Here is an 11,357-nt window from a genome sequence, read left to right as displayed (position 1 = left end):
TGCGCCTCAATCAACGCCCACGCAAGACGTTGGATTTTGAAACTCCAGCTAGTAAACTCCATGCCAGTGTTGCATCGACCGGTTGAGACCGCCGGGGTTTGCGGAAACTTCGTTCCAAGCGTTTCCGCGAACGAGCCTGAGGCCTCTGTTCGTTCTTTCTACGGACGTAGAAGAAACGTAACAGAGGGCCAAAACGATGGTGAAAAGCAGGTTTGTGAGCTACCTAAGGGTCTCGACGGTGCGGCAGGGAACTAGCGGCCTGGCCTCGAAGCGCAACGCGCCGCCGTCGCCGGATTCCTCAATATTGGCGATTGGACTTTGGTGGAAGAGGTCCTCGAAGTCGAAAGCGGAAAGCGCAACGACCGCCCCGCCCTCGCCGCCGCTCTTAAGCTCTGCCGCAAACACAAAGCTACCTTGGTGATTGCCAAGCTGGACCGCCTCGCCCGCAATGTCGCCTTTATCTCGAACCTCATGGAATCTGGCGTCGAGTTCGTGGCTGTCGATATGCCCCAGGCGAATCGGTTCGTGGTCCACATCCTGGCCGCCGTTGCTGAGCAGGAGGCTGAGGCCATTTCAAAGAGAACCAAGGCAGCCCTCGCAGCCGCAAAAGCGCGGGGAACTAAACTCGGCGGCCGTCGTGTCTCGGCTGAGCGCTTTGCAGAGATCGGTGCCGTAGCGCGCCAGGTGCGTAGCCAGATTGTTAGCCAAGTCCGCTCGGAGCTCCTTCCGACGATCACAGCCATACAAGCATCCGGCGCGATCTCGCTCCGCGCGATCTCAGCAGAACTCAATGCTCCCGAGATCCCTACGCCCCGAAGAGCTGGGGAATGGTCGGCAGTGCAGGTTCAGAACGATAGATACGCGGCTGAGACATCTCTAGCAATGGTCGGTCGTCAGACACAGGCTACAATCCTCACATCGTTGCTACAGGGCGGTGCTAACCCATGGCGTTCATGCACTTTCTCACTTCGTCTATTGCCGTTTCCGTGGTGGTACTCTCATGTCGTCCGGGGTTGGCACAAGAATTAGCGCCTGTTGCGCCAGCAGACGGCCCAACGCTACGGTCCGCCTAGAGTCACACGAGCAGCAGACTGAGTTCAAGATGGGCGACCCAATCACAGTCGACCTGGTGTTCACTGCCATGTCGAACGGATACGCAGTCCTCATGGACGGCAATAGATTCAACGCCCCACAAGATCTCGTGAACATCACGCCGACGGTGGGTTGGTTTCGCTCTGTTGGGAACCGGCCTGGTGGGTCACCAGAGAACCTTAGCCAACAGCCGGTTCGTATTCCGGTTGCGTTGAACCGGAGTATCGTATTCGAACAGCCCGGCCACTATGAAATAACGGTCACAACAAGTCGCCTTGTTCCGTCGAGAACAGGCGTGTCAGCGAAAGCGGCAGGGGCGTGCTGTACCTATAGGAACGAAACCACAAATGCCATCGGCATCGACATTTTGCCGCGAGGTGAGCATGAGGAAAGCGTTCTAGTAACGCAACTTTCCACCCGTCTCGAGAAGATGCCGGAGCCCTTCGCCTCCGAAGCGTGGAAAAAAGAGAATGAGCCTTTGATCCGCCAACTCGAAAACCAAGTAAAGAACCCGCCTGCCGACCCCAAACTGACCATGGACCTGGTCGGTAAGTTACAGGCAAAGCAAGCTGAAGATGAGGCGCGCCTCGTCACCCAGACGCAATCGCGCCAAAAAACGGCTACGCGGCTTTCGTACCTTCAGGGAGACGACGCGGTCCGCGCAAAGGTACGCTGGCTTCTCATGGATAAGGAGGACGGCAGCGGCGACGCCACCGGTGATGTGATGCTGCATGGTCTCGCTCAATCACGCAACCTCCAGTTGCAACTTGATCTGCTCCAGGCTGCGTGGGACGATACGGGACGGGTTCCGACCGGCGTGCTGCAGTCCGCACTGCAACAAACAAAAGCCTTCCTCCAAAACGAAACTTTTGAACTGTACGACAGCCACGGTGTACCCGGAAGAATGATGCCTCACGCGGAAGTCGTTGCGGAGATCAATCGCGAATATGGGGAGATCGCCACCAGCCTTCCGCAGCGGACCGGCTTGGTTCACGATGAAACCGCTTATTTTCTGATGATGCATACCCACTTGCTAAACGCTGCGGACGCATTAACCATTCGCGCGGAAATAGCGCGGGACTTTGGCGGATTGACGCCAACCCAGCAGACCATGCTGCTCGGGATGCATCGGAGAGAGCTTTGCGATCCCGCGTTACCCACTGCCCCAGAACCTTTGAGGTCTTCCTGCGCTTCAACAACCCAGCCCTAAAGCGAAGCACCGAAGAGGAAGAGAAAGACGCGTACGTGGCGATAACGTCCGTTTCAGGAGTAACAAGGCGGCCTGCCGCCGCTGAAGAAATCAGAGTACCGTAATCTATGGCACTAAGTGCTAGACTTTAGGGTATGAGACGGCCACCCTCCAGAACGCTGTCGGTCTACAAAGGCAAGGCGTTCGTCCGCTTCGCCAGGAAAGCTCGTATTACCGACGCCGATCTCTGGCAGGCAGCACAGCGGGCGAATGATGGTCTAGTCGACGCCGATCTTGGTGGAGGGGTGATCAAGCAGCGTATCGCTCGGGCAGGGGAAGGGAAGTCCGGAGGTTCGCGGTCGATCATTCTCTTCAAAAAGAACAATCGTGCTGTGTACGTTTACGGGTTTGAAAAGAAGGATGCAGCCAATATCGACCGCCGGGAACTGGAAGCGTTTCGAGAGCTCGCGGAAGTGATCCTTGGCTATACGGATGTTGAGATCGAACAACGAGTGAACGATGGAGCGCTCTTCAGCGTGGAAGAGCCGGGAGAAGACAATGCCAAGTAAACATCGGAGTGACGCCTTAGCTGCCATTCACGAGACGGCAGCCGATCTGCACCGCGTCGGCGGAATGGATCAAAAGACAATGCGCAAGTTCGACGCGCTATGTCTCACGCCCATCCAGGAGATGACGCCTAAGAAGATTCGCGCTCTGCGAACTCGTGAGAAAGCCAGTCAGACGGTCTTTGCCGCCTATCTGAACGTCACCCCTGGCCTGGTCAGCAAGTGGGAACGTGGGGAGAAGCACCCCCAGGGAGCGTCTCTAAAGCTGCTCTCCCTCGTAGACAAAAAGGGCTTGGAAGTTGTCGCCTGATTCTTAGTAAAACGCTGAAACGGTGGTTTCAGTGAGTACAGAGTTGCGCCACGCCTTGGACGCGCGTTAGGAGCAGCAAGTTCTCAGGATGCACCTGCGAGAAGTACACTGAGCGAGGGAAACGATCACCTAAGAAGGATCAGCTATGCGACTTGGAAACCGGCCAACCGTATTGTGCTCTGGCTTCGCTTTAGCTTTTTGCTGCTGTGTTGAGCAGCAGGGCCAGTCTCAGAAGCGCGCACAGCTAGCTTCCTCTGACAACAGCCGTGGTCTTCACGCAACTCTCAATGCTGAACATGGCTGGTACGGTGATGATCATTTAGAGACGCTTAAGTTTCGGTTGATGAATGACTCTGATAAGACGCTGGATTCGGCCACAGGTTCCTGGGTGCTGGTCATTGACGATAAGCAAGCGCCCGATCCTGGAGGACAGCTATGGATGGGGGGCAAACCTACAGGTGGATACGACACAGTTCGACCAGGCACTACCTTCCAATTCGGAAAAGCTCTCCCGTTGCGTCAATACTTCCCAGAGGCACGCGACTATAAGGTCTATTGGAAAGCTGCCGGATTTAGGAGCAACGTCGTTGTGATTAGAGGACAGGCAAGTCCATAAATTGCAGCCTGCACTGACCTAGAATCACCCACGACAACCGGAGTTTTCGTGGGTAATGAACTCAGCCGACCACCACCGGAGAACTATCAGGTAATCTCTTGAATTTGCCTCCATCCCAAAGCCAGTAACAGTCGGCGGTCCACCAGTCACCCAGCACCTGCCCCCTCTTATTCTTTTGGTTGAAGTTCCTGTATACCCGCGATCCTGCACCGAGCCCTCTTGCACGAGCTTTGGCCTTTTGAAAGGTGTCGAAGCCTAAACACAGACCCTCTCCAGGCTTGTAGTTGGGCGAATACACGGTGTAATCAATCCTGATCCGTTCGATTGCCATAGGGTTTTGCCTCTACCTGAGTTAGGGCTATGGCCTCGTCATTTCTTGCTGATTAGCAAGCCAACGAAAGCAATACCTGACGCGATGAACGACAAGAGCGACACGTAGGTTCCGCCAGCCAGAAGGTGCGTAACGCCATCCTGAGCTAGCCCTTGTCGGCTGTATTTGTGCGAAGAGCAGCCAAAGCATAAGAGCACGGCGCTGACCAGCGAAGTGAGGCAGAACAGGGCCGCCCACAACGAGAGTTTTCTAGCTTCGCGCATGCTAGCTATGCTCTCATGACGTGCTGGGCGATCCCGTCATATCGCCTTGTTACTCCTGAAACGGACGTTTCAGTCGGGTACATCCAGCAGTCCGAGGAGCGGAAAACGTCACGTTCCTATATGACGACGTTTTGCCAATAACAGAAATTATCGGATATGGGCGATACCGGCATACAGCAACCAGCCGCCGCCCGCCAAGACGAGAACACCAACTGCTCGCATGCCCCACTGCGGAAGCGCGGTCCAAGGCGCTTGCGTTCTGCGCAAGGCGGAATCCGGTCTCATGCACATAAAAATGCCGGAGCCGATCCAGAACACACCGAAGGCGAGCAGAAAGAAAGTGGTGAACACTTGTGCCGTTGAACTCCGACAAACTCCGTCAATTCGAGCTTACTCTCGGGAAAATGGCATTCTAGGAAACCCGGACTTTGGGTGCTCTCTATCGTTCCATCACCCTTTGGACCTGGACCGCTGACCACTCCCCAAGTCTTCGAGGCGTTGGGATCTCGCGAGCGTTGAGTTCTGTCGCGATTGCGCGGAGCGAGCTCGCGCCGGTAGCTCGAATGGTGTTGATGGTCGGAAGGAGCTCCGCACGGACCTGGCTCACTTTCTTGCTGCGCTCCCGGCGCGCTGCAGCTCCGATCTCCGCAAACCGCTCAGCCGAGACGCGCCGGCCGCCAAGCTTCGTTCCGCGCGCCTTTGCGGCGGCGAGGGCTGCTTCGGTCCTCTTCGAGATGGCCTCGGCTTCCTGCTCTGCAACGGCGGCCAGGATGTGAACCACGAACCGATTCGCCTGGGGCATATCGACGGCCACGAACTCGACGCCGGACTCCATGAGGTTCGAGATGAAGGCAACGTTGCGGGCGAGGCGATCCAGCTTGGCGATCACCAGCGTAGCGCGATGCTTGCGGCAGAGCTTGAGGGCGGTAGCGAGGGCAGGCCGATCATTGCGCTTGCCGCTTTCGACCTCCAGGATCTCCTGCACCAGGGTCCAGTCTCCCCCCTTCAGAAATCCGGTGACGGCAGCGCGCTGCGCTTCGAGTCCAAGGCCGCTTGTGCCTTGCCGTACCGTTGAGACTCTCAGGTAGCTCACAAACCTGGTCTTCGCCATCGTTTTGGCCCTCTGTTACGTTCCTTCTACGTCCGTAGAAGGAATGAATAAAGGCCTTAGGGGTGTTCCGTAAACGCTTGGGACGAAGTTACCGTTAACGCCGGTTACGGGGCACGCTGTAGTCGGGAAAGTTCATAGTCTGCATTTAACCTACAGACACCTAATGACGAGGTCATGGTGTTGGCCCCTATAAATTCGAAACTCATCCTGTTCGTCGCGTGTGCGGGTATCTTTATCACATCAAGATTTATGCAGAAGAGGGCCGTGGATAAGTGGAATCAGAGCACCGGACATGCCCCTCTGATTCCGAGGGGCCGTGGAATCTGGGCTACCTACGTGAGGAAAAACAAACTTGATACGCCCGAGCTGTTCAGGGTGATATCGATATGGGGCTGGGTGGGTCGCTCCGCCGTTATAGTCTTGTGGCTTGGCATCATTTTTGATACCTGCATCTTGCCGCACCTCGGACAATGATCAATCGCGGTGAATCTGTTTGCCCGCAAGATCGGTCGCCATCATTTCACGGCAGTCATCGCCCACTCTCATCGAGTCGCTAAACGATAGCCCCTCGCAAAGTCGATGTTGCGGAAACGTCGTCGGTTGGGCCATTCGGATCCGAAGTTGCCGATATCCCCGTTTCTGGGGAGCCTCGGCTATTCGTCGGACTGCAAGTAGCGGAGGAGACCCCGACAATCCTCCACGAACGCAGGTAGATCTTTGGACGAAATCGCTGTACGTGGCCGATACACGAGAAGGTAGTCGCTCAATCGCTCACAAGATAGCTCTGAAGCTGTCCATAAGCTAGACAGCCTCCTGAGTGCAACTGGTGTTCTGAAAGCGACGACCGTTTGCCAAAATCCGAAGTCCCCTGGAACGCTACAGAGGAACGTCCACTCGAGAACTTCATCGGTAGAACTCCCAGTCACCCGGCTAATCTCTGATCCCCAGGCAAAGAAGGACGCTCGGCTGATTGGTAGATCGCTCGGAAGATTTGCGTTTACAGGTATTTCCATTAGTCTCGCTCCAAGAAGCGATCATAGTTCTTCGAAAGTCGGTGTTTGCGGAAGTTTCGCCGTTGCCGACTGTCCGAGCGGTCGAACTTGCCGACATCTCCGCACTTTTGCCAACGGTCGTAAGCTCACTTCCATTCAAGCGAGGATGTCGCAAAGACGAGGGCTTCGTTCTCGGTTGCGTGGCCATACAAGGAAGCACAGTTGGACAAGAAGTGCCGGTGCTAGGACCATGATCGCGTAGACGTCTGTCGGCCAGAAGAATTTGGGGGGCACGCTCTCGAGGCACCACGAGATCCAATTCGCTATGAATTAGAGCCACAAACCGAATGCGCACAGGCGAACTGGCCTGAGCGAGAGTAAGAAAAGCGGAAATCCGCTGAGCAAAGAAAGCTCCAACAAGCCATCTTTCCAAGTCTCAGGGGACCGGCAGACCCAAGATCATGATGCATCCGTAGAGAGACGAGCCGAGTGATAGAAGTCCCGCAAGGAGCATTCCGGTCGTAACGAAAGGTTTGCGGTCTATACCAGCCACAGAAGTCTTTGGAGAGGATACCTCCGACGATCCTACTTCCACCAAGCTCCCGTGAAGTCGGTATTGCCGGCAGTTTCGCCGTTGCCGACTGTCCGAGCGGTCGAACTTGCCGACATCGCCGTCTTGCAAACATCGCGGCTTTCCGAGGACGGCACCGCATGGGAAGATACAGTCAGTCCCCCACATGATCGCGCCTCTGTTGCTGGGGCCGAAGGGCGAAACTCGACATGTGATGGGTCAAAGATGGGAGGAGCCCAATCGCAACCCTCCCATACCAAGTAGCCCTCGAAACCTCCGCAAATGCCGTTTCCCGGGCGCTAGTTCGCATTCGGATTATCATGTGTTGCCAGGAGGCGTTTTATGCAGCGTTACGCGGCGCTTGGTTTTGTCTTTTGCTTAGGATGGCCGGGGAATGCGCAGGGATTGAGCAGCGATCCCAGCCACCCTGTCACAACACGGACTCCCGATCCGTCCTGCGATTCCATGGCGTCGAACCGGCCTGGTCTATCTAAAGAAGACTTTGTAAGAGCGGTCGTCAGCCAAACGGTGTGTAGAGGCAGTTTCATCATGTCAGACGGTGTTCACGGCTGGACGTTTATACCTATCTCTAACGAAGATCGAGAGGCAGTGCTTGCTCTTGGCCAGACTTCCATTCCCACGCTTGCTTTGATTGCCGACAACTACGACAGCACGTTTGCTCAGCTAATCGCCGTAAGGCTCATTGCCGACGTGGGGGGTTCTGATGCAGTGCAGCCGTTGGTGCGGGCACTTGACTGGAAGATGTGGCAGCCAACTCGGATGGCTGCACTCTATGGAATTGGCAAAGAACCGAAGGAAGTTGCGAATCCGATACTGACGCTCATGAAGTCAGACGCGGACCCAAAGATCGTTGAAATAGCAACATATTTGCTCAAGGATTTGCAGTTAGGCACCTAGCAAGTTCTCTTGTTGCTTCAGCAAAGTCGTGTTTGCGGCAATGTCATCCGTAGGGCCGTCCGGGAGGTCGAAGTTGCCGCAATCGCCGTTTTCCGCGAACCAACGTTCATTCCAGAGTGGCTGTACAAAGATATAAGCTTGCTACGCTCTTCTAGGGAAGGTGGCACGTGGATATTCGAGAACTCTTTAGAGAGTCTGAGAGGCACTGGAGCGCCAAGCCAGGTGCAAACTCAGAGCAAATGTCGCTGCTGATTGCGAGTTCCCGAGTATCACTTCCAACGCAATACCTTGACCTGCTTCGTTACAGCAACGGGGGCGAAGGACCGCTGGCCTTAGAACCTTTATGGTTTGCACTCTACTCCACTTCGGAATGCATCGAGCTTTTTCATTCTGACAGCGCGGTAGCGACAAGCTTTCCCGGTTTTGTGTTCTTCGGAACTAACGGCGGGTTGGAGATGATCGGCTTCGCCATAACGACTGATGCTCCTTGGCGTATCGTCATGCTTGATCCGATTGCTGGCACAAGCAGTTGTGTGGAGATCGCACCCGACATCTCCGCGTTCATACGACAGATTGGAGTAGAGGGGTAACCACTTGCTCGGAAGTCGGTGTTTGCGGCAGCTTCGGCCCGAACCTCCCGCGATCGCCGTTTCCGGGGAACGGTCTAATGATCTGCGGTGTCTATATAGAGATGGCGCTCTCGTCTTGTCGCGTAGCAGGTTTGCTGATCGCAGCGGTCCCACTTCTTACGGTGGCTTGTACGCCGCCGAAAGCGAGCCCGACGGGAATGAAGGTTCGACTCGCACGTCCCTGCAACTATCCGCCAGACGAGATTCATGATCGCTGGGATGTCGTGGTCAAATATCTGCCCGGTGGCAAGCTGTTGCTCGATGGCGTTGCCTTTAAAGACGAGAACTCTCTCCGAAATGAGGTCGCCGGGGTGCTAAGCCCGAGAACCCGGAAGCTGCTATGGATTCAAGGGGACCGCCGGGTCTCGTATGGAGAAGTGATCTCACTGATGTCCGAACTCGCCAAAGACACACCATCCGCTGAGATGGTGATAACCACCGAGGCGCAAACCGGACCGGTCGACCCTGATCAAGCAAGAGCGGTGGGGGCAGACCCTAGATCGTTTCGGACCACGGACTTCTTTTGCGTGAACTAGCGTCCGGGAAGTCGGTGTTTGCTGCAATATCGCCTCTTCAGCGCAGCAAGTTGGTCGAAGTTAGCCGATACCGCCGTTTTGCTTGTGCCTCCGTCTACGTTCCAAGTTAAGTTGCCCGTCGTTGGCGCACGGAGCCTGCCCTTCGTGCTCTTATTTGAAGTTTAAACTCGTGATTCCGGGAAATCTGTCTTCCTCCTGCCACCGCACGCAATCGCCGGTCGTACAGGATGCGGCAAGTTTGCCCGTTGCTCCGTCTACTGCGTAACGCAGTGTTCCGGTAATACAGACGGGGCACTGTAGTTCCGACGATCCGCTCTGGCCTTCCGGCTGCCTGCCAAAACCTTTCGCGTTCGCAAGGTCACGAACGATCTTGGAAATGTTGAGGCGTTGCTGCAATTGATGGCGGACCAAACGCGCCTTTTCCTCTGCTATTTCACGGGAGACGGTGGTTTTCTTCTCGCAAGGGACGATAGGAAACCTAATGGCAGCCCCCTCAAATTTGAAAAGCGGGGGGCGGCATGGGATTCTGGCCCAAAATTCACTGTCAGACCCAACGAGTTCTTTATAGCTGATGCCAGCTTCACATCTGCCCCCGATGGCTCCATTGAAATGGATGCAACGCGAGAGCAAATCCTCAACTTCGTTGTTCAAGCTACCTTCACTCATGCTTCGACCTCGCACCTAGAATAGGCGAAATCGATACTACAAGTGCGAGAGAAGCTCTGGACGACAAGTCATGGCCTCTCCGAGTCAGGCATTCCACAATCTCGCCCACGCGAGAATGTCCGAACGGATCGAATTTGCCGCAAACGCCGTTTTCGCGGGAGCAGTCGAGGTTTCCTGCGGTAGCATGACTGAAATGACGACATTCATCCGTGCAATCGTCTCACTTCTAGTGGCGCTTGTAGCCTTCGTAGTCTCATTTGTGGTGATCTTCGTTCCCATGCTATTTCGAGACCTGCACTAGGCCCCCCATGACGGCCAGGGAGGGATGGGCGGGGCTTTTATCGGTATCCCGGTGGCGACTATCGCAGCTTTGGTGGCTGGACCGGTTTGCTACGCACAAGCGAAGCAAAGAAACTGGTTTGCATGAACGAACTCCCACCGGTGCGATTTCCGAAAACGCCGTTTTCTGAGAGTCGTAATCACTTCTAGCTAGAGAATGCCTTCCAAGACATTGCACTTCTGATCTCCATCTGCTTGGATGTACTCGATGGGATTTGCCCATGATCTAAAGAAAGACATAGAAGCAGCCAAAAAGGTGCGCCTCCCTTGGTGGGCCATTTTGGCATGGGCAGCCGTTTGTTTGCCCGTCGTTTCGCTGTTGAATCACGTCAGCCGACTTGAACTGGCTCTACCGATTTTGGGCAGTCTTGCAATTTTCCTCTTTCCTCTTGGGCTGAAGTGGGATCTCAAAAGGCGTATTTGGTTCTGGGTCACCGTCCTGGGTCTGATCATCCTTCATGTCCCCTTGATCTTGTTTGTTCCCTGGACGGCAAAATGGGTTTCGCCGATCGTCACCGGAGGCATCGCGTCGGCAGACCTGTGCTTGTTGCTCGGCATTCTTTCCGCTATTGGAAGGCTATTTGATCCGCCGCGAAGGAAAACACGATCCAGTATTGGCTAGGGATGCGCCAAGATTCTCCCCGAAAAGTCGTTGGTATGGGAAACTTCGACACGAACCTTCCGATAATGCCGTTTTGCTGGAGCAAGTAGCCTAACGCCGTCATGAGCAGCGAACTTCAGAGGCACTGCTCCAGTCTGGGAAACAGCGTCACACCCGCAAGCCTATCTGAATCGCGAGCGTCCGCTCTAAGCCCGTGGGGCTCCGTCGTCTCGAATTCGAAGGCTACATAGACGGCGTTCCGATTACAGAACCAGGGTGGCTTCTCTTGACCAACTTCCACGAGATCAGCATATGCGCTTCGCTGCACGCGAACACAGCACATCTGCCCGAATGAGTGATGTCGCAGCTGAAGGTACGCTTCTACTTCGTGCCGCGACGTGCCGGGCTTGATCCCATCAGATAGCTCCTTGAGAGCGGCAGCGTATCGCGTTTGCCGCTCCCTTAGAGACCTTCTCGCCCATCTCGCGAGTCTATCGTGGTAGGACTGTCGTGAGACCGTCCGCAAAGTCGGTGTTTGCGGCAACATCGCCACGAAACTTCCGCAATCACCGTTCTACGCGAACTGGCTTAGGTATTGTCTTCATGAGACTTGGCGGCGATCATAGC

Annotated in this window: 11 protein-coding genes; 8 read left to right on the top strand and 3 right to left on the bottom strand. The window is 55.3% G+C overall.

What is annotated here, in order from left to right:
* The first annotated feature begins 321 nt into the window (after positions 1 to 321).
* The 4 genes from HDF16_RS29275 (at position 322) to HDF16_RS29260 (ending at position 3,157) form a co-directional block, all read left to right on the top strand.
* Positions 322 to 1,029 carry a recombinase family protein gene (locus tag HDF16_RS29275; RefSeq protein WP_348641465.1) on the top strand — a complete coding sequence of 236 codons (708 nt, stop codon included), beginning with the start codon at positions 322 to 324 and terminating at the stop codon, positions 1,027 to 1,029.
* Positions 1,030 to 1,102: 73 nt separating this feature from the next.
* On the top strand, positions 1,103 to 2,302 hold the full coding sequence (locus HDF16_RS29270; protein ID WP_184224377.1) for a hypothetical protein: 1,200 nt from the start codon (positions 1,103 to 1,105) through the stop codon (positions 2,300 to 2,302).
* A 134-nt stretch (positions 2,303 to 2,436) separates the two neighbouring features.
* Positions 2,437 to 2,850 carry a type II toxin-antitoxin system RelE/ParE family toxin gene (locus HDF16_RS29265; protein ID WP_221313400.1) on the top strand — a complete coding sequence of 138 codons (414 nt, stop codon included), beginning with the start codon at positions 2,437 to 2,439 and terminating at the stop codon, positions 2,848 to 2,850.
* A complete protein-coding gene (locus tag HDF16_RS29260) occupies positions 2,840 to 3,157 on the top strand; it encodes a helix-turn-helix domain-containing protein (RefSeq protein ID WP_184224375.1) in 318 nt (105 codons plus the stop codon). Before HDF16_RS29265 ends, HDF16_RS29260 begins: the two co-directional genes overlap by 11 nt.
* 677 nt (positions 3,158 to 3,834) lie before the next feature.
* Here the strand turns inward: HDF16_RS29260 and HDF16_RS29255 are convergent.
* Both HDF16_RS29255 and HDF16_RS29250 read right to left on the bottom strand, forming a co-directional pair.
* Positions 3,835 to 4,104: a hypothetical protein gene (locus HDF16_RS29255; RefSeq protein WP_184224373.1), complete on the bottom strand. Its 270-nt coding sequence runs from the start codon at positions 4,102 to 4,104 to the stop codon at positions 3,835 to 3,837.
* A gap of 702 nt (positions 4,105 to 4,806) precedes the next feature.
* Positions 4,807 to 5,478, bottom strand: coding sequence for a recombinase family protein (locus tag HDF16_RS29250; RefSeq protein WP_184224371.1), 672 nt, complete (start codon positions 5,476 to 5,478; stop codon positions 4,807 to 4,809).
* 1,905 nt (positions 5,479 to 7,383) lie between these two features.
* Between HDF16_RS29250 and HDF16_RS29245 the strand changes: the two genes are divergently transcribed.
* From HDF16_RS29245 to HDF16_RS29235, 3 genes are all read left to right on the top strand, one after another.
* Positions 7,384 to 7,959: a HEAT repeat domain-containing protein gene (locus tag HDF16_RS29245; protein WP_184224369.1), complete on the top strand. Its 576-nt coding sequence runs from the start codon at positions 7,384 to 7,386 to the stop codon at positions 7,957 to 7,959.
* A 167-nt stretch (positions 7,960 to 8,126) separates the two neighbouring features.
* Positions 8,127 to 8,549: an SMI1/KNR4 family protein gene (locus HDF16_RS29240; protein ID WP_221313396.1), complete on the top strand. Its 423-nt coding sequence runs from the start codon at positions 8,127 to 8,129 to the stop codon at positions 8,547 to 8,549.
* A gap of 197 nt (positions 8,550 to 8,746) precedes the next feature.
* A complete protein-coding gene (locus HDF16_RS29235) occupies positions 8,747 to 9,124 on the top strand; it encodes a hypothetical protein (protein WP_184224365.1) in 378 nt (125 codons plus the stop codon).
* Between the two features lie 150 nt (positions 9,125 to 9,274).
* Here HDF16_RS29235 and HDF16_RS29230 read toward each other — a convergent pair whose 3' ends face one another.
* Positions 9,275 to 9,775 carry a hypothetical protein gene (locus tag HDF16_RS29230; protein WP_184224363.1) on the bottom strand — a complete coding sequence of 167 codons (501 nt, stop codon included), beginning with the start codon at positions 9,773 to 9,775 and terminating at the stop codon, positions 9,275 to 9,277.
* 562 nt (positions 9,776 to 10,337) lie between these two features.
* On the opposite strand from HDF16_RS29230, the gene HDF16_RS29225 reads away from it, so the two are divergent.
* Positions 10,338 to 10,751 (top strand): hypothetical protein, encoded by a 414-nt coding sequence (locus HDF16_RS29225; RefSeq protein ID WP_184224361.1) that lies wholly within the window; start codon positions 10,338 to 10,340, stop codon positions 10,749 to 10,751.
* The last annotated feature ends 606 nt before the right edge of the window (positions 10,752 to 11,357 follow it).

It is taken from the genome of Granulicella aggregans (assembly GCF_014203275.1).
Lineage (GTDB): Bacteria > Acidobacteriota > Terriglobia > Terriglobales > Acidobacteriaceae > Edaphobacter.
This window is presented reverse-complemented; position numbering and strand designations above follow the sequence as displayed.